Genomic DNA, 18,316 nt, shown 5'->3' with positions numbered 1-18,316 from the left:
TTGCGTTGCTGGGTGGGTCAGGCCTTGACGGCGCCGGCGGTGAGCCCGCCGATGAACCGTCGCTGGAACAGGAGGAAGAGGACGAGGACCGGAGCGGACCCGAGGATGCTCATCGCCATCATCTGGTTCCACTCGTACGAGTGCTGGCCCATGAGCAGCTGGATGCCGATCGGCACGGTGCGCATGTCGTCGGTGCGGGTCAGCGTGAGCGCGAACAGGTACTCGTTCCACGAGATCATGAACGTGTAGACCCCGACCGCGATCAGACCGGGCACCGAGATCGGCACCAGGATCCGCCACAGCGTGGTCCAGCTGGTGCCGCCGTCGACCTTGACGGACTCGTCCAGCTCTCGCGGCAGCGTGTTCAGGTACGCGGTGATCATGATGATCGCGTACGGAAGGGTGAACACCATGTGCGTGAGGATCAGGCCGGGATAGGTGTCGTACAGGCCGAGCGCGACGACGAGCCCGAAGTACGGGATGACGAGCGTGATCGGTGGCACCGCCTGGACGCTGACGATCACGGCGTTGATGGTCTTCTGGAACGGGAACGTGAAGCGGCTGAACGCGAACCCGGCCAGGACGGCCACCAGCAGCGTCAGGACGGTCACCGCGAAGGCGACGACATAGCTGTTGAGGAAGAACCGCAGCTGGGCACCGTTGCCCAGGATCTCCCGGTAGGCGTCGAACGAGAAGCCCTTGGTGATCAGTTCGGGCGGGTTCTGGAAGACCTCCCCGTTGCTCTTGAACGAGGTGGACAGCATCCACAGCACCGGCAGGCCGGCGAACAGCCCGCCGATGACGAGCCCGGTGACGACGCCGGCCTTGGCGAGGGAGTGCCGGGTCTTGACGGTGGTGGCCATGCGTTTCACCGCTCCCTCTGCTGACGTACGTAGAAGAAGGCCAGGACCATCGTCAGCAGCAGCACGATCACGGCGGCGGCGGACGCGGTCGCGAACTCGTACTCGCTGAAGGCTTGCTTGTAGGTGTAGGTGCTGAGCATCTCGGTGGCGTTCAGCGGCCCGCCGCCGGTCGTCATCCAGATCAGCGCGAACTGCTGGGACGTCCAGATCAGGTCGAGCACCGCCATGCTGATGATCACCGGCCGCAGCTGGGGCAGCGTCACGTGCAGGAACCGCTGGAACCAGTTCGTCCCGTCCACGGCGGCCGCTTCGTACAGATCGTTGGGAATGCCCTGCAGCGCGGCGAGCAGGCTGATCATGAAGAACGGGTAGCCGGACCAGACGTTGACGAAGGTGACCGCCCAGAGCGCCTTGCCCGGGTCACCGAGCCAGTTCACGCCCTCCTCGATGAGACCCAGCGTGTGCAGCACGTAGTTGACCACGCCGGACGGGTCGAGCAGCAGCCGCCAGATGACGGCGATCACCGCGATCGTGAACAGCCAGGGCAGGATGTAGACGATCCGAAAGATGGCCTTGGTGACCCCGCTCAGCAACTGGGTGTTGAGCATCAGCGCGAAGGCCAGGCCGAGGACCAGGTGGGCCACGGCGCTGACCGTGATGAAGATGGCAGTGTTCTTCAGCGCGGCCAGGAAGTCCGGGTCGCTGAGCACCTTGGTGTAGTTGGCGAACCCGGCGAACACCGAGTTCTCCTGGACGATCACGTTGTCCCGGAACGAGTAGCTGATCACCATGACGATGGGGACCACCATCAGGACCGCGATCAGGAGCACCGTGGGGGACAGATAACCGTACGGGATCAGGCGCCTGGCCAGGGCGGAGCGGGCCGGGCCGGGTGCGACCTGTTCCTCGGTGGGCGCCGCGGCTTTCGGCGCCGTCATGGATGTCATCGCTGTCTCCTTGATCGGGCGCCGCGCCAGCGGACCGGCACGGCGCCCGGACGGGCTACTCGATCACCGAGGACCAGGACTCCTGCGACTTGGCGAGGGCGTCGTCGACACTCGTCTTGCCGGTCAGCACGAGCTGCAGCTGCTCGTCGAAGCTGCGCATCAGGTCCTCGGACTTGGGCAGGCCGACGAACTCGTTGGCCGGGTAGCCCTGCTGGTAGATGTCGAAGGCGGTCTTGAACAGCGGGTCACTGTTGCTGAAGTCGGGCTGGGCGTTCTTGTTGCCCGGGAAGCCGTTCGCGATGGTGCTCAGCTTCGCGTTGGTCTCCTGACCGAGCAGGTAGGACACGAACTTGAACGCCTCGGCCTTGTGCTTGGTGGAGTTGGAGATGCCGATGCCCCACGACGCGTACGGGATGCCGCGCTTGCCGGTGTAGCCGTCCTCGGCCGGCAGGGCCGCCACCTCGAACTTCAGGTCGGGCTTGTTCTTCTTGATCAGGTTGATGTGCGCGAGCGAGTCGATCATCATGCCGACCTGGCCGTTGGTGAACTTCTCGACCTTGTCCTGTTCTTTCATGGTGAGCGAGCCGGGGGCGATGACGCCCGCGTCGTTCAGGCTCTTCACGTACTCGACCGTGCTCTTGACCTGCGCGCTGGTCAGGTTGGGCTTGCCGTCGGCCAGCATGCTGCCGCCGGACGCCCACAGCCACGACATGACGTCGTTCTGGATGCCGTTGGGGACGGCGGTGTCGAGCGGGAGGGCCCAGCCCTTGACGTCACTGCCGCTCGCGCTGATCTTCTTGGCCGCGTCGAGGAACTGGGTGCGCGTGGTGGGCACCTCGGCGACGCCGGCCTTGGTGAGCAGGTCCTTGTTGACGAAGAGCGGGTAGACGAAGTTGACCACCGGGATCATGTAGGTCTTGCCCTTGACCTGCACCTGGCTGGCGAGCTGGCTGGCGTCGTAGTTCGCGTCGGCCATCAGGCTGGACAGGTCGGTGATCGCGCCCTGCTTGGCGAAGTCGTTGACCCAGGCGCCGTCGAGGCCCACCACGTCGGGCAGGGTCTTCGACGCGGCGCCGGTGATCAGCTGCTGCTTGGTCGACGCGTACGGCGCGCTCAGCACCTTGATCTTGATGTTCGGGTTCTGCGCCGTGAAGTCATTAATGATCTTGTCGAACTCCCCGGCCGGGAGCTCGGCTCCCCACCACTGGGCGAACTCCAGCGTCACGCTGCCGTCCGAGGCCGTGTCGCCGGAGCCGCCCGAGCCGCACGCCGCCACGAAGGCGACCATCGCGGCCGCTGTCACCGCCCCCACCACTCGCTTCAGCCGAGTTGCACGAACCGCCATGACGAGCTCCTTCTATATCGAGATCTTTCCGCCCTCTGCCATGTTGGCGCCACGTTAGCAGCGTGTTAAAGGCGTAGACAAGGGAAGAACAGCAAAAAGCTGCGGAGTACGGCATACTGTCGTGCCATGAAGCAGGCTCCGGCACCTCGCCGTCGTCCTCCGAGCTGCAGGTGGCCCGGCCGCCACCGGTCCCGGGGCGGCCGCGCCGGCCCTTGCGACTCTTCGCGGCCCCATGCGGCAACGCACTCAGTGGACACGGATTTGTGGCATACTGCCGCACTGACAAGGGGGAAACAGTGAGCATTGGCAGGGACGAGCGGCAGCGCCACCTGCCCGCCGGACGCAAGGCTCAGCTGGCCGCGTACGTCACCGACACCGGCCAGGTCACGGTGGGTGAGTTGGCCGAGCGCTTCGGCGTATCCATCGACACCGTGCGACGCGACCTCGATCAGCTGGCCGCCGACGGCATTCTCGTGCGCACGTACGGCGGGGCGGTCAGCCTGTCCACGGTCTTCCGCACCGACCGCGCCGTCGACCAGCGGCTCACCGTGCAGGAGCAGGAGAAGGAGAAGATCGCCGCGCTGGCCGCGGCGCTGGTCCAGGACGGCTCGACCATCATGATCAACGGCGGGACGACGACCCTCGCGCTCGCCCGCAACCTCGGCCAGCACCGCGACCTCACGGTGGCGACGAACAACCTACTGGTGCCGGGCGCCCTCCCGCCCACGGCCATCCGCGACATCTACATCTTCGGGGGCGCGGTGCGCGCGCTCACCCTCGCCACGATCGGCCCGGTCAGCTTCCGCGCCAACACCGGCGCCGAGCTGGACATCAGCTGCGATCTGGCGCTGATCGGCGTCGGCGCGGTCGCCGCCGACGCCGGCTACACGACGAGCAACCTCGCCGAGGCCGCGATGATGCAGGAGATGATCTCCCGCGCGGCCCGCGTGGCGATCCTCGCCGACTCCTCCAAGTTCGGCCGCCGCCTGTTCGCCCAGGTGTCGGAGCTCGGCGCCGCCGACTACCTGATCACCGACACCGCGCCGCCAGCCGACCTGCGGGACGCCCTCAAGGCGAGCGGCGTGGAGGTGCTCACCCCCGCGGCCAGGGCCCTAGCTCCACGGCAGGCGTGACCGCTCCTGCCAGTAACGGGTGGCGGGCATCGCCAGTCCCTTCCACCGGGCCGGGTCGACGGTGAGCCCCTCCGCCCGCAGGTTCGAGGCCAGCTGATCGCCGGTCGCGGCCCCGGACAACACGATGGACGCCCAGGGCTGATGCAGCACCGCCGCGAGCGCGGCGGCATCGCCGGGTGCGTGCTCGCCCACGGCGAGACGGCCGTTGGCGAGCGCCTCCTTCACGATGACCAGGCACCCCGCGTCGTGCGCCTCGGCGAGCGCCGGGCCGACGCTGGGCTCCAGGAGATTCCAGGTGGCCTGCACGCTGCGGAACAAGGGCCGTCCATCGACCTGCACGTCGAGCGCGGCCCGGATCGCCTCGGCCTGCGCGGGGCCGCTGGTCGACATCCCGATCACCGAGCCCTGCGCGGCGAGGCCGGCGAGCCGGCGGTGCAGGGCCGCGTCGCGCAGCGCGGGGCTGTCCGGGGTGAGCGAGTGGATCTGGTAGAGGTCGAGGCGGCCGCCGAGCAGGGCCCGGGTCTCGCCGAGCTGCCGGTCGAAGGTGGCGACGCCGTGGTCCTTGACCTCGTGCACCTCGGCATCGGTCCGCCACCCGGCCGTGTAGGTATAGCCCCACTTGCTGCCGACGACCACGTCGCCGACGTCCGGCCGGGCGTGCAGCCACTGGGCCAGGAACTCCTCGGCCCGGCCGTAGGAGCGGGCGACGTCGAAATACCTGATGCCGGCCGCGTACGCCCGATCGAGGAGATCGCGAGCGCGGGCGCGCATCGTCTCGACGGTCCGTTCGGCCGGCAGGTCCGCGGCGCGCCCGAGGTTGATGTAGGCCGGGCGGCCGACGGCCGCCAGCCCCAGCCCGATCCGGGAGGCACCCGCCAGGCGGTCGACGATTTCCATGATCCCATCCAACGCCCCGGCCGGAACTCGCCCCTCGGCACCATATTCGTTACCTGTATATCAGGGGGTCCCCCGCCGGGCCCGCGCCGAGGTCCGCTACGTCCCTACGCAGGCGGGCGTCGGGGCAGGGTCCTCGGCCCGCTGCCGCACCGCCGGGTGGGGGCTACGGTTCTCGTGCAGCGCGAGCAGCACCACCGAGGCCAGGACCAGCACCAGGCCGGCCGGCGGTCGACACCGGTGACCCGGACCACGAGCGGGTCGCCCCGCCCAGGCTGTCGAGCCCGAGCGCGAGCAGGTGGGAGACGGTGTCCACGTCCCGCCGCAGCCCAGGCGCGGCCACCGGGAGGTCGTGGTAGCCGTCGGCGAGGAACCGGCACCGGGAGCCGGGGCCGAGGAAGGGCCGGAACTCGCCGGGAACGGTGAGCGTCACCATGGTGGTCCCGGTGCCGTCGGCGTCCGAGACGATGGCCCGTGAGTGGGAGCCGGCCGCCGCCAGTGCCGCGTCGAAGTCCGCGGGCCGCGCTCCGGCGAGGTCGGCCATGGCGACAGCCAGCCGCGCGTCAGGAAGCGCCTCCCTGGCGACGGTGAGCGCGTCGAGGACCTCCCGGTTCAGGTCCGGCCCGCGGGTGGTGCCGGCGACCACGGCGCCGCAGGACAACGCCGCGCCGACCACCTCCGGGTCGGTCGCGGCGACGACGACGGCACGCACCCGACGGGCCCGAGTCAGCCCGCCGACGACGTCGAGCAGCATCGCCCGGGCCAGCGCCCTCCGTTCGGAGACGTCGAGGCCCGTGCACCTGGTCTTGGCAGCCGCGAAGGGCTTCGCCGGTACGACCACCACCCACGAGCCGTCCGTCATGCGTCGGGTTCCATCCCGGTCAGCCGCCCGTACAGCTCGGGTCGCCGGTCGCGGAGGAACGGGCGTCGGCGGCGGGAGAGGTCGACCAGGCTCAGGTCCACCTCGGCCACCGCCACGTCGTCGCGGTCGTCGGCGGCCTGGGCGAGCACGTCGCCGTTGGGGCCGTAGATCGCGCTGAGCCCGAAGTAGTCTTTCACCCCCTCCGTGCCGACCCGGTTGGCGCAGATCACGAAGAGCCCGTTGAACACGGCGTGGGCGCGCAGCTCCAGCTGGAACACCTCACGCATCGGGGCGCTCGCCGAGGCGACGGGAACGCAGAGCACCGATCCGCCGCGCAGGGCGACGATACGGCTCAGCTCGGGGAAGTGCCGCTCGTAGCAGATGATGGTGCCGACTCCGGTCTCACCGGTCTGGACCACCTCCGGCTCCGTGCCACCCGGACGGAAGTAGAACTTCTCGGGGAAGCCGTTGGAGAACGGCAGGTGCGACTTGCGGTACACCGACCTGAGTTCACCGTCGACGTAGGTGCAGGCGGTGTTGTGGTACACCCCCGGCAGCTGCCCCGCCTCGAAGATCGACGAGACGACGGTCATCCGGTACCGCTTCGACCGCTCGGCTGCCATCCGGTTGGACGGGCCGTCAAGTCCCTCGGCGTACCGGAAGTAGTCGAGGTCGGGCTCCGGCTGGACGAAGGGCACCGCGAACAGCTCCGGCAGCAGCAGGATCCGGGCGCCCTGGGCGGCGGCGTCGTCGATCAGGGCGGCGGCACGTCCGATCGTCTCGTCCCGGTCGTCGGTGGCACGAAGTTGCAGGGCGGCGAGTTTCACGCGGGGACCTTTCCGACAGCCGGGGCCAGGCCGGTGAGAGCCACCCCGGAACGTGTTCTGTACCGCTTGTTCACGCTGATCAGGACCGCGGTCAGGGGTTCCAGTTGTCGGGCCAGCCGCAGCCGGCCGGCGTCGAGGGCGCGACCGCCCGTCACGTCGGCAGCGAGGGCCATCACCCGCTCCTTGGCGGCGGTGACGTCACCGCAGACCAGGACGTCCTCGTGGCTCAGGTCCGCCTCCGGATCGAGCAGGAGGGGGGCGGCCAGGTGGTGGAATGCCCCGACCACGGTGGCCGAGGGGACGATGTCGGCGGCCTCCTCGGCAGCGCTTCCGGCCGAGACGGTGCGACCGTACGGCCCGAACCGGTCGAAGCTCAGCGGATTGACGCAGCTGATGACGAGTTTGCCGGCCAACGCCTGCGCCAGGCTGGTCACCAGTTGGGCGTGTCCGTCGTACGGCACGGCGAGCAGCACGATGCCGGCGCTCTCCGCAGCCGCCAGGTTCGTCGCGCCGGTGATCCGGGCACCGCCGGCCTGCGCGGACAGCTCCTCGGCAGCGGTGGTGGCCCGCTGGGCGTCACGTGACCCGAGTACGACCTCGTGTCCGGCGCGCGCCAGGCGGTAGCCCAGCCCCCGGCCCTGCGGGCCGGTGCCACCGACCACGGCGATGCGGGTGGATAGGTCGTCCGTCATCGGGTCACCCCTTCGCGGCCTGGGCGAGCCGGGTGAGGGTCTGCTCCTTGTCACCGAGGGTGGAGATGATCGGGCAGCGCAGCCCGGCCTCGTGGTACGACTGCAGCTTCTGGAAGGCGTCGTCGGTGGAGCCGCAGGCGGTGACGTTCTGCACCAGGCTGTTGGGGACCAGCCGCATCGCCCGCTTGATGTCCTCCGGCGTGGCGGGCCAGCCGGCGATCTCCTGCAACCGGTCGACGAGTTCGCGCTCCACCCCGCAGTGCTCGGCGATGTGCGGCTGCTGACAGAGGTAGAGGGTGAGGAATGCCTTGCACGCGTCGATGGCCTCCTGCGGGTCGTCGTCGTTGACGCTGCACGCCACGATCTGGGTCAGGTCGATGCCGTCGCGGCCGTCGGTCCGCCTGGCCACCCCCCGGTCGATCGCCGCACGGGCGCCGGTCAGGTACGACGGGGGAAGCAGGAAGTCCATGTGCACGCCGTCGCTGATCTCGCCAGCGAGTTCGAGCATGCGGGGGCCGACCGCGCCGATGTAGATCGGGATGTCGACCGGCTTGTTCTCGCGGTACATGCTGTCGAAGCGCACGTCCTTCATCTGCACGAACTCGCCGTCGAAGGAGACGACCTCGTTGCGGAAGAACGCCTGCAGGACGGTGATGTACTCGCGCATCGACTTGATCGGCTTGGCCAGCGGCTGGCCGACCTTCGTCGCCAGGGGCTCCCACCAGGCGCCAATGCCCAGAATCGCCCGGCCCGGCGCCACCTCGTCCAGGGTCTTGAAGGTGACCGCCATCAGGGCCGCGTTGCGGCTCTTGTTGTTGACGACACCGGTGCCGATCTTCACGTTCCTCGTCCTGCTCGCGATGATCGCCGCCGGGACGATGCCGTCGCGGGCGAGTCGCCCCTCGGCGACCCACACGGACTCGAACCCGTTCTGGTCGGCGAACTCGGCCTGCCAGTAGGTCTGTTCCAGGCTGAGTCGCTCTCCGACGTGGATGCCCAGGGGAAGTTTCATCTCGGCGTCAGCTCCGCTCGGTACGTGGTGGAGGGATGGGAGTCGGTAGGTCAGGAGAGGCGCGGCGCGGCGCGGGTCAGGAAGGTTCCCCGGCCGGGGGCAGCGTGCCGGAGGCCGGCCGCGTCGACCAGGTGCTCACCCCGGGAGAACACGTGTACCGGCTTGCCGGTCACCCGCATGCCCTCGTAGATGTTGTAGTCGGTGCGCATGTGCGAACCCGCCGCCGTGATCACGTGGTCGGCCGCCGGGTCCCAGACCACCAGGTCGGCGTCCGCCCCGACGGCGACGATGCCCTTGTGTGGGAAGAGGCCGAACAGTTTGGCCGGCCGGGTGGCGACCAGGTCCACGAAGCGGCACGGATCGATCAGCCCGCCGACCACCCCGGCCTGCCAGAGGACCATCAGCCGGTCCTCGATGCCCGGGACACCGTTGGGCACCTTGGGGAAGTAGCCGGGGCTGCGCATCTTCTGCGGCGGCAGGTCGTCGGGCTGGTGCAGGCAGAAACCGGCGTGGTCGGTGGCGACGGTGGACAGGGCGCCGGTGGCGAGCATCCGCCACAGGCCGTCCTGGTTGCTGCGTTCCCGGATCGGCGGGGAGCAGACGTACGCGGCGGCCCGTTCCCCGAGGCCCGCGTAGTCCTCGTAGGCCACGACCAGGTACTGGGGGCAGGTCTCGCCCCACACCCGCGACCCGGCCGCCCGGGCCCGGCTGATCTCGTCGGCCGCCGCCGCACTGGAGACGTGCACCACGTACAGCGGTGTGCCGATGGTGTCGGCGAGCACAACGGCCCGATGCACCGCCTCGGCCTCGGACTCGTGCCCGTGTGCCCGCAGGTGGAAGCTCTCGGCGGTCCGGCCGCTGTCCACCAGGCGCCGGACCTCCCGGGCGACCATGTGTCCGTTCTCGGCGTGCACCATCGGCAGTACGCCGAGTTCGCGCGCCAGCTCGAAGCCGTCGAGCAACTCGTTGTCCTCGACCATCTGGCCCGGGTAGGCCATGAAGAACTTCCAGCTGGTGGCGCCCTCGGCGACCAGCCGGCGCAGGTCGTCGAGGACGTCCGGCTGGGCTGCGCGGGGTGGCACGATGGCGTGCAGGCCCACGTCGATCACGGCCTTGGTCGCCGCCGCGTCCCGCCGCCGCAGATAGGTGTCGTACAGCGACCGGTCCGGCTCCTTCTTGACGAAGTCGAGGACGGTGGTCGTGCCGCCGTACGCGGCCGCGACGGTTCCGGTGTGGAAGTCGTCGGCGGTGTGGGTGCTGAACCCGTCGACCGGGTACTCCAGGTGTGTGTGCGCGTCGATGCCACCGGGCATGACCAGCTTCCCGGTCGCGTCGACGACGTGGTCGGCGGTCCAGTCCGGCCCGGCGCCGAGGGCGACGATCCGGCCGTCCCGCACCAGCACGTCGGCGCGGATCGCGGCGTCGGCGTTGACGACCGTGCCGTTGGCGATCAAGGTCGTTGGCATCCGTACCTCTCCTCCCTGGCGGGTTCCCGCCCGTCCTGCCGTTGGTCAGCCCTGGTAGTGCTCGTCGGCGAGGGACAGGACCTCGTCGAGGACGCCGAGCGCGAGATCGATCTCCTCGGCGTCGATGACCAGTGGCGGGGTCAGCCGCAGCACGTTGAAGTTGGCGGTCAGGTAGACGCCCTGCTGCATCGCGGCCTTGAGCAGCCGGCTGACCGGGGCCGCCGCCGGACCCTTGGCGTTGAACGGGACGAGCGGCTCCCGGGTGTCGCGGTTGCGCACCAACTCCACGCCGTAGAACAGCCCCCGGCCACGGATGTCGCCGATGCTCGGGTGGCTCTCGGCCAGCTTCGCCAGGCCGGCCCCGAGCCGCTCCCCCATGGCCCGCGCGTTGTCCACCACGCCCTCGTCCTGCATGATCCGCAGGGAGGCCACGCCGGAGGCGCAGGCGAGGGGGTGCCCGGCGTAGGTCAGACCGCCCCAGAACATGTGATCCCGCAGCCAGTCGGAGATCCGGGCAGAGACCGTCATGGCCCCGAGGGGGACGTAGCCGGAGTTCAGCCCCTTGGCGGTGGTGAGGATGTCGGGCACGACGTCCCAGTGGTCGCAGGCGAACCACTCACCGGTACGGCCGAAGCCCGCCATCACCTCGTCGAAGATGAGCAGGATGCCGTGCCTGTCGCAGACCTCCCGCAGCGATCGCAGGTATCCGGCCGGCGGGTAGAGCAGACCGTTCGTGCCGGTGACCGGCTCGACGATCACCGCGGCGACCGTCTCCGGGTTCTCGTACTGGAGGATCTCCTCCAGGTGCGGGCCGCCGGAGCAGACCGGGCACGGGTCGGGGTGCCCCGCCGGGCACCGGTAGGTGTAGGGGTCGAGCATGCGCACCACGCCGGTCATCCCCGGTTCCGCCGCCCACCGGCGCGGGTCGCCGGTCAGCGACATCGCGCCCGCCGTGGCGCCGTGGTACGAGCGGTAGCGGGCGATGATCTTCTGCCGGCCGGTGACGTGCCGGGCCAGCCGGACGGCGTTCTCGTTGGCCGCCGCCCCCCCGGTGGTGAAGAAGCTCATCTTCAGGTCACCGGGGGTGACCCCGGCCATCAGCTCGGCCAGCTCCGCTCGGGAACGCTCGGCGAAGCCGGGCCCGATGTAGCAGAGTTGCTCGGCCTGGGCGCGGATCGCCTCGACCAGTCGGGGGTGCTGGTGACCCAGGTTCAGGTTGACCAGTTGCGACTGGAAGTCGAGGTACCGGCGGCCGTCGTAGTCCCAGAACCACGAACCGGATCCGCCGGCCACCGGGATGGGGTCGAGCGCGCCCTGCACCGACCAGGAGTGGATCACGTACTCCTTGTCGATTTCCCTGAGCCGCTGGCTGGTCCAGGTGTCGGTGTCGGTGATCGTCATCGGCTGGTCTCCGTCCCGTCCGGCCGGGTCAGTTGTTCTTCAGCTCGGCGCCGAAGGCGGCGAGCCGGGCCAGCGGGCGTCCGGCGTTCGACGCGGCGCAGACCACGAAGATCTCCCGGGGTCGGGGCACGTCGGCCACCTGGAGGGTCACCGTCTGGTGGTGCGAGCGGGTCTTGGCGTCCAGCTTGTGCTTGAGCGGGATGTCGATGGGACTGCCGGGCAGGCCGACCTTCTCGGCGGCGGGCAGCAGTTCGGTGCCGCCGGCCGGGTTGCGGAAGGCGTTGCCGAAGCGAAGGTTGTGGATCAGCGCCGAGCCGTGCTCGACCTCGCCGTCGATACCGACGAGCGCCGCCTTGCCGAACGCCTCGACCTCCTCGCCGAGCAGTTCCACGCAGGCGGGGCCGACCAGGTTGCCGACTTCCTCGCCGATCTCGTCGGCCAGGGTGACCAGGTCCTGGACGTATTCGCTGGGGTAGGGATTCTCGATGACCACGCCGGCGAAGGCGACCCGGTGCACCGGCTGCACCGGCCTGCCGTTCTCCAGCCGCGTCTCTTCGAGGTGACGGATCAGCTTGCGAACCCGGATGCTCACGATCACTCCTTATCGGTTCATTGAATGAACCATCGGTTCATATCTTGGCTTTGCGGAAAGAGCGAGTCAATAGCCTTCGAGGACAGATCCCGGTACTCGGGGTGCGGCGCGTCGCCCGAGCACCGCAGGTCACGTAGGACGCAGGCCCGCCACCCGGACGGGTAGCGGCTCAGCCCGCGGCCGGCCCGTCCAGCACGTAGAGGTCGGTCCGCCGGTCGGCCAGCGGCTGGTTGAACGGGTTGCGCAGCCGTTCGGCACGCGAGCCGATCAGGTCCACCTCCGCCAGCACGAGTTCCTCGCGGTCCGGGCTCGCCGGGCCGGCGAGCGGCCAACCGTCGGGTCCGACGAGGACGGACCGGCCGACGAAAGCCTGCCCACGCTCGACTCCGACTCGGCTGACCCCGGCGACGTAGCACTGGTTGGAGTGCGCCCCGGTCATGCACATGAGGTTCGCCATCGCCGGGGCGGCCTCGGGCTGCCCGGGCACCGGCACCCAGTTCGACGGCAACACCACCAGGTCGGCGCCCTGCAACGCCGCGCTGCGGAACGTCTCGGGGAACCACGCGTCGTAGCAGATCCCGATCCCGATCCGCCCCAACGGCGTGTCGAAGACCGGGAAACCGTCCCCGTTACGGTCGTAGATCTCCTTCTCGTCATTCCACAGGTGCGCCTTGCGGAAGGTTCCGACATGACCGGTGGGGCCGAGCAGCACCGCCGCGTTGAAGACCCGATCCCCGTCCCGCTCGGTCACCCCACCCACGATCCACACGTCCAGCTCGGCGGCGAGCCGTGCCCACGCGGCGACCGTAGGACCGTCCGGCACCGGCTGGGCATGGTGCGCGGCCTCCGCCCGGTCGGCGAAGACGTATCCCGCCGAGGCCGCCTCGGGCAGCACCACGAGTCGGGCGCCGCGGCCCGCCGCCTCCCGGATCCAGTACGACGTCCTGGTGACGTTCGCCGGGATGTCGCCGAAGACCGGCTGCAGTTGGACTCCGGCGAGCAGGAACCTGGTCACCATGACGCCCGCAGCGCCGCGTACTTGATGTTCAGGTACTCGTCGATGCCGACCGTCCCGCCCTCGCGCCCGAGACCGGACTGCTTGACACCGCCGAACGGCGCCGCCGGGTTGGAGATGATGCCCTGGTTGAGCCCCACCATCCCGCTCTCCAGCCGCTCGGTCACCCGCAGGCCACGGCCGAGGTTCTCGGTGAAGACATAGGCGGCGAGGCCGTACTCCGAGGCGTTGGCCCTGCCGACCGCCTCGTCCTCGTCGTCGAAGGCCACGACCGGGGCGACCGGGCCGAAGATCTCCTCCCGGACGCACCGGGCGCCGTCCGGCACGGCGGACAGGACGGTCGGCGCGAAGAAGTGACCCTGCCCGGCGATCGGCCCGCCGCCGGTGACGACCCCCGCCCCCAGCTGCGTCGCATCCGCGACCAACTCGGCGACCGACGCCACCGCGGCCCGGTCGATGAGCGGCCCCACGTCGGTCGACGGGTCCAGCCCGTGCCCGACGCGCAGCCCACCCAGCCGCTCGGCCAGCGCCTCGACGAAGCGCTGCGCGACCGAACGCTGCACGTAGAACCGGTTCGCGGCGGTGCACGCCTCACCGACGTTGCGCATCTTCGCCTGTACGGCCCCCTCGACCGCCAGGTCGAGGTCGGCGTCGTCGAACACGATGAACGGCGCGTTCCCGCCCAGCTCCATCGACGTGCGCAGCACCCGCTCGGCGGACTGGGCGAGCAGCGTCCGGCCGACCGGGGTCGAGCCGGTGAACGACAGCTTGCGCAACCGGTCGTCGGCGAGCAGTGCCGAGGTGACCCGGCCGGACTGCGAGGTGGTGAGCACGTTGACCACGCCACGCGGCAGACCGGCCTGCTCCAGGATCTCGACCAGCGCCAGCATCGACAGCGGGGTCTGCCTTGCCGGCTTGACCACGACGGTGCAGCCGGCCGCCAGGGCGGGACCGATCTTGCGGGTGCCCATCGCCATCGGGAAGTTCCACGGGGTCACCAGCAGACACGGCCCGACCGGCTGCCGCAGGACGACGACCCGCGAGTTCCCGGCCGGTGCCGTGAGGTAGCCGCCGTCGATCCGGACCGCCTCCTCGCCGAACCAGCGAAGAAACTCCGCGGCGTAGGTGACCTCGGCCTGGGACTCGGCGAACGCCTTGCCCATCTCCAGGGTCATCATCCGGGCCAGGTCGTCCCGGCGCTCGATGATCAGGTCGAACGCCCGGCGCAGCACCTCCCCGCGCTCCCGGGGCGGGGTGGCGGCCCAGCCGGACTGGGCACGGGCGGCGGCGGCCAGTGCGTCCAGCCCGTCGGTGACCGAGGCGTCAGCCACCTCGGCGATCGTCGCTCCCGTCGCCGGGTCCTCCACGGCCAGGACGGCACCGTCCCGGCCCGCGCGCCACTCGCCGTCGACGTACAGGCCCTTGGGGGTCTTGTCGACCACGGTCAACGCCGCCGCCAACGCCTCGGCTGGTACGGCCATTGTGTCCTCCTTCACCGCGGGCGTCGCCCTGGGCGAGCCGGTGCGGTCGGCGGGTGCCCTAGCGTCTGGCAAAGGCACTCGGAATATCGATGTCAGCGTTACTGAGCAGGTCGGTGAGCTGCCGTGCGGCCTTGATCACCGACTCCGCCACGGTGTCGATGCGGTCCCGGGTGATCCGGTAGGTGGGCCCGCCGATCCAGACCGCGTAGGGCGTGGTTCCACGCAGGCGCACCGGTGCGGCGACCGACGCCGCACCGACCTCCAACTCGTCGTACGCGAATGCGAACCCCTGGTTCCGCACCGCCTCCAGTGAGCCCATGAAGGACTCCAGGTCCCCCACCTCCGGCGGGGCGTGCTCGGCGAACTCCTCGGTGAAGTCGGCCCGTACGGCGTCCGGGCTCAGCGCCGCCAGCAGCACCTTCCCGGTAGAGGTCGCCCACACCGGCTGGGTACGGGGCACCGGCTTGAGCGTCTGCCCGATCAGCGACGGCCCCGGCACCTGCGCGACGACCATCACCTTCGGCGGCAGCAGCACGTCGAAGCCCGCGGTCTCCCTGGTCTCCTCGGCCAGGTTCCGCAGCACCTCCCGCATGTGGCCGTAGGCGCCACCGCCGTCGAGCAGGCCACCCACGATGGAGAGCAGCCCGAGCGACACCCGGTAGCGACGGGTCACCGGATCGAGGGTGAGCCAGCTCTCCCGTTCCAGCACGGTGAGCACCCGGTAGCAGGTGGCCTTGGGGATACCCGCCTCCCGGGCCACCTCGCTGAGCCCGACGCCCTCGGGGTGAGCCGCCACGGCCCGCAGGAGCCAGATCGTACGTCGCACCAGCCCCGCCTCACTGGGCGCCATCGCTACCTCCATCAATCACCATCGGCCGTGGGATACGGCCCACATCTTGGCAGACATCATTGGCTGCGGGCGGGTGCCGAACGGTGGGCACCGTCCGGCACCCGCCGCTCGCCTACTTCCCGCCTTCCGTGATCGTCACGGTCTGCGGCGTGTAGGACTTCCCGCTGGTGTCGAAGCCGTCGGCCTTGAGTTCGTCGTTCGCGCGCTGTGACAGATCGGTGCGGAACGCGTCCTTGTCCGGCACCTTCTTCAGGACGCCACCACCCATCGCGATCTTGATCGTCTGGTCCCAGGCCGCCTGGTCCATCATTCCCACGCCGTTGGGCGAGGGCCAGATCAGCTTGTTGATCTCGTTGAGCATCCAGGTCTGGTGCCCCTGCCCCAGCGCGCTGCCGTTGTCGAGCACGATGTCGACGCAGCCGGCCAGGTCGTCCCGGCAGTAGCCCCAGCCGCGGTAGGTCGCCTTGAGGAACTTCACCGCCGTGTCCTGGTTGGCCTGCTCCCCCAGCCAGTCACCGCGGGCGTAGATGCCGTCCTCAAGGCTGGTGTAGCCGGCGTCCTGGAGACTGATCACCGAGAAGTCCGACGGCTGGTAGAGCTTGCCGGTCTTCGGATTCTTGGTCTCCAGCAACTGGGCGTACTCGTTGTAGGTCTTGGCCTGGGCGGCGTCGATCTCCCGCCGGAGCAGCAGCGACATGTCGAACGGTTGCTGGATGATCTTCGTGTCACCCTTCGGGTCGACACCGGCGTCCTTCATCGCCGCGAACAGCACAAGCTCGTTGCCGTAACCCCAGCTCCCGACCTTCTTGCCCTTCAGATCGGTCAACGCCTTGATGCCGGAGTCGGCCCAGGCGACCTGGAGGTAGGCGCCACGCTGGAACACCTGGCCGATGTTCACCAGATCCGCGCCCTGTTCCCGGGTCACCATCGTCTTGGTGACATGGCTGACCGCGAACTCAGCGTTGCCGGCGGAGAGCACCTGCTGGGGAACGATGTTGACGCCGCCCTCCTGGATTGTGACGTCGAGGCACTCCGCGGCGTAGTAACCCTTCTCCTTGGCTGCGTAGTAGCCGGCGAACTGGGCCTGGGCAACCCACTGGAGCACCACCCGGACCTTGGTGGTCGACTCGCAGTTCTTGGCGGCCTCGGCCGCGGACTTGCTCGGATTGTCGGACATGCCGCCGCAGGCCGAGGCGGCGAGCAGGACGGCGGTGAGGGCGGTGGCGATTGTGGCGGTGCGCCCGTTCCGCGGGGTCCGCCATAGTTGCAGGGCCATTCTGACTCCAACAGATCGTGGTGGCCCGTGGCTCACGAGTCGCCGTCGTGCAGGGACTCGTGCCAGGGCATCAGGAGGCGTTCCAACAGAGACGTGGCACCGAACAGCAGCAGGCCGAGCGCGCTGGCCACGGCGATCCCCGCCCAGGCGAGCTCGAAGCGGGGCAGGGCCGCCTGGTAGGCGATGTACACCCCGAGAGCGTTGCTCGGTCCACCGAAGTACTCGGTCACGATGACGCCGATCACGGCGAGCGTGCTGCCGAGCTTGAGCGCGTTGAACAGGTACGGCAACGCGTTGGGCAACCGCAGCATGAGCGCCACCTGTCGGGGCTGCGCCGCGAGCGACTGCATGATCTCCAGGTGGAGGGGTGAGACCTGGAGAAGTCCCCTGGTCGTGTTGACCAGGACCGGGAAGAAGACCATCACCGCGGCCACGCCGGCCTTGGACATCGGATTGGTGACCCCGAACCAGTTGTTGAAGATCGGCGCGAGGGCCACGATCGGGGCACAGTTGATGACGACGGCCGCGGTCAGCACCGGGCCGGACACACCCGGGAACCGGCTGAGCCCCAACGCCACCGCGACCCCCGCCACCGCGCCGAGGATCAGGCCCAGGAGCACCTCCTGCACGGTGACCACCGACGCCGACATGATCGTGCCGAACTCGGCCCGGAACGCCGACGAGATGTCGGCCGGCGCCGGGACGATGAACGACGGGACGTCGAAGACGGTCACCACCAACTGCCACGAGCCGAGGATCACCAGCGCGGTGAGGACGACCGGGAGGAACCGCGCCGCCCGGGCTCCGACGCCGGGCGAGGTGCCCCGCGCGAGCGGGGTCGTGCTCATCGGGTCGCCTGCTCGGCCGGGGCGCCGTGCAGCGCCGTACGCACCTCGGTGACCTTGGCGAAGAACGCGTCGGTGGTCCGGGTCGCCGCCGTCCGCGGGTACGGCAGGTCCACGTCGATGCTGGCGGCGATGCGTCCGGGACGCGCGGACATCACGACGATTCGCGACGACAGGAACACCGCCTCGGAGATGCTGTGCGTGACGAACACGACGGTGGTCCGGGTGTCCGACCAGATCCGCAGCAACTCGCCCTGCAACCGCTCCCGGTTCATCTCGTCGAGCGCGCCCAGCGGCTCGTCCATGAACAGGATCTCCGGGTCCGCTGACAGCGCGCGGGCGATCGCCACCCGCTGCTGCATGCCGCCGGAGAGCTGCCAGGGAAAGTGCCGGGAGAAGTCGGAGAGCCGGACCAGATCCAGCATCTCGTGGGCCTTGGCCCGCCGGCGCTGCTTGTCCACCCCGGCCACCTGCAACGGCAGCTCGATGTTGCGTTGCACGGTACGCCACTCGAAGAGGCCGGCCTGCTGGAAGACCATTCCGTAGTCCCGGTCCGTCCGGGCCGCGGCCGGCGTCTTGCCATTCAGCGACACCGTGCCGCTGGTCGGCTCGGTCAGGTCCGCCAGGATCCGCAGCAGGGTGCTCTTGCCGCAGCCGCTCGGGCCCAACAGGGACACGAACTCGCCTCGGCTGATCGACAGGTCGATGTCCTCAAGTGCCGTCACCGTACGGTTTCCGCCGGTGAACTGCTTGGTGACTCCTCGCACGGAAATGATCTCGGCCTCAGACATCAGCATCTCTCCAGGTGTTGTTGA

At 69.6% G+C, this 18,316-nt stretch carries 18 protein-coding genes; 1 reads left to right on the top strand and 17 read right to left on the bottom strand.

Translation table 11 applies throughout. The features are described from left to right. Positions 1–17 precede the first annotated feature (17 nt). The 3 genes from ACGFIZ_RS11410 to ACGFIZ_RS11400 are packed head-to-tail and all read right to left on the bottom strand — an operon-like array spanning position 18 to position 3,155. Positions 18–863 (bottom strand): carbohydrate ABC transporter permease, encoded by an 846-nt coding sequence (locus ACGFIZ_RS11410; protein ID WP_393418194.1) that lies wholly within the window; start codon positions 861–863, stop codon positions 18–20. A gap of 5 nt (positions 864–868) precedes the next feature. Beyond that, positions 869–1,810, bottom strand: coding sequence for a carbohydrate ABC transporter permease (locus tag ACGFIZ_RS11405; RefSeq protein ID WP_393418192.1), 942 nt, complete (start codon positions 1,808–1,810; stop codon positions 869–871). A 55-nt stretch (positions 1,811–1,865) separates the two neighbouring features. Further along, entirely contained in the window at positions 1,866–3,155 is a 1,290-nt protein-coding gene (locus ACGFIZ_RS11400) for an ABC transporter substrate-binding protein (protein ID WP_393418190.1), read from the bottom strand. A 296-nt stretch (positions 3,156–3,451) separates the two neighbouring features. Here ACGFIZ_RS11400 and ACGFIZ_RS11395 point away from each other — a divergent pair, with 296 nt between their 5' ends. Further along, positions 3,452–4,288 (top strand): DeoR/GlpR family DNA-binding transcription regulator, encoded by an 837-nt coding sequence (locus tag ACGFIZ_RS11395; RefSeq protein ID WP_393418187.1) that lies wholly within the window; start codon positions 3,452–3,454, stop codon positions 4,286–4,288. Here ACGFIZ_RS11395 and ACGFIZ_RS11390 read toward each other — a convergent pair. The 14 genes from ACGFIZ_RS11390 to ACGFIZ_RS11325 all read right to left on the bottom strand — a co-directional run bounded on the left by ACGFIZ_RS11390 (position 4,268) and on the right by ACGFIZ_RS11325 (position 18,292). Next, positions 4,268–5,185 carry an aldo/keto reductase gene (locus tag ACGFIZ_RS11390; protein WP_393418185.1) on the bottom strand — a complete coding sequence of 306 codons (918 nt, stop codon included), beginning with the start codon at positions 5,183–5,185 and terminating at the stop codon, positions 4,268–4,270. The genes ACGFIZ_RS11395 and ACGFIZ_RS11390 overlap by 21 nt on opposite strands. A gap of 163 nt (positions 5,186–5,348) precedes the next feature. Continuing rightward, on the bottom strand, positions 5,349–6,044 hold the full coding sequence (gene cofC, locus ACGFIZ_RS11385) for a 2-phospho-L-lactate guanylyltransferase (protein ID WP_393418183.1): 696 nt from the start codon (positions 6,042–6,044) through the stop codon (positions 5,349–5,351). Next, the gene (locus tag ACGFIZ_RS11380; protein WP_393418181.1) at positions 6,041–6,871 is read right to left on the bottom strand and encodes a nitrilase-related carbon-nitrogen hydrolase; all 831 of its coding nucleotides are present in this window, start codon (positions 6,869–6,871) and stop codon (positions 6,041–6,043) included. Before ACGFIZ_RS11380 ends, cofC begins: the two co-directional genes overlap by 4 nt. After that, on the bottom strand, positions 6,868–7,563 hold the full coding sequence (gene npdG / locus ACGFIZ_RS11375) for an NADPH-dependent F420 reductase (RefSeq protein ID WP_393418179.1): 696 nt from the start codon (positions 7,561–7,563) through the stop codon (positions 6,868–6,870). Before npdG ends, ACGFIZ_RS11380 begins: the two co-directional genes overlap by 4 nt. 4 nt (positions 7,564–7,567) lie before the next feature. After that, positions 7,568–8,575 (bottom strand): LLM class flavin-dependent oxidoreductase, encoded by a 1,008-nt coding sequence (locus tag ACGFIZ_RS11370; protein WP_393418177.1) that lies wholly within the window; start codon positions 8,573–8,575, stop codon positions 7,568–7,570. 50 nt (positions 8,576–8,625) lie between these two features. Next, positions 8,626–10,041, bottom strand: coding sequence for a dihydropyrimidinase (gene hydA, locus ACGFIZ_RS11365; protein WP_393418175.1), 1,416 nt, complete (start codon positions 10,039–10,041; stop codon positions 8,626–8,628). Between the two features lie 45 nt (positions 10,042–10,086). Beyond that, a complete protein-coding gene (locus ACGFIZ_RS11360; protein WP_393418173.1) occupies positions 10,087–11,442 on the bottom strand; it encodes an aminotransferase class III-fold pyridoxal phosphate-dependent enzyme in 1,356 nt (451 codons plus the stop codon). Between the two features lie 28 nt (positions 11,443–11,470). Beyond that, positions 11,471–12,034, bottom strand: coding sequence for an amino acid synthesis family protein (locus ACGFIZ_RS11355; RefSeq protein ID WP_393418171.1), 564 nt, complete (start codon positions 12,032–12,034; stop codon positions 11,471–11,473). Positions 12,035–12,203: 169 nt separating this feature from the next. Then, entirely contained in the window at positions 12,204–13,052 is an 849-nt protein-coding gene (locus tag ACGFIZ_RS11350) for a nitrilase family protein (protein ID WP_393418169.1), read from the bottom strand. Next, positions 13,046–14,530 carry an NAD-dependent succinate-semialdehyde dehydrogenase gene (locus tag ACGFIZ_RS11345; protein ID WP_393418167.1) on the bottom strand — a complete coding sequence of 495 codons (1,485 nt, stop codon included), beginning with the start codon at positions 14,528–14,530 and terminating at the stop codon, positions 13,046–13,048. Before ACGFIZ_RS11345 ends, ACGFIZ_RS11350 begins: the two co-directional genes overlap by 7 nt. Before the next feature lie 58 nt (positions 14,531–14,588). Next, complete coding sequence (locus tag ACGFIZ_RS11340; protein ID WP_393418165.1) at positions 14,589–15,380, bottom strand: IclR family transcriptional regulator; 792 nt, start codon at positions 15,378–15,380, stop codon at positions 14,589–14,591. 112 nt (positions 15,381–15,492) lie between these two features. Further along, positions 15,493–16,656: an ABC transporter substrate-binding protein gene (locus ACGFIZ_RS11335; RefSeq protein ID WP_393418163.1), complete on the bottom strand. Its 1,164-nt coding sequence runs from the start codon at positions 16,654–16,656 to the stop codon at positions 15,493–15,495. Between the two features lie 32 nt (positions 16,657–16,688). Beyond that, positions 16,689–17,504 carry an ABC transporter permease gene (locus ACGFIZ_RS11330; protein ID WP_393418161.1) on the bottom strand — a complete coding sequence of 272 codons (816 nt, stop codon included), beginning with the start codon at positions 17,502–17,504 and terminating at the stop codon, positions 16,689–16,691. Continuing rightward, positions 17,501–18,292: an ABC transporter ATP-binding protein gene (locus ACGFIZ_RS11325; protein ID WP_393418159.1), complete on the bottom strand. Its 792-nt coding sequence runs from the start codon at positions 18,290–18,292 to the stop codon at positions 17,501–17,503. Before ACGFIZ_RS11325 ends, ACGFIZ_RS11330 begins: the two co-directional genes overlap by 4 nt. Between the last annotated feature and the right edge of the window lie 24 nt (positions 18,293–18,316).

This window comes from Micromonospora sp. NPDC048830, from assembly GCF_043198215.1.
Classification (GTDB): Bacteria; Actinomycetota; Actinomycetes; order Mycobacteriales; family Micromonosporaceae; genus Micromonospora.
The sequence above is the reverse complement of the archived record's forward strand: the minus strand, read 5'-3'. Positions and strand labels throughout refer to the sequence as shown.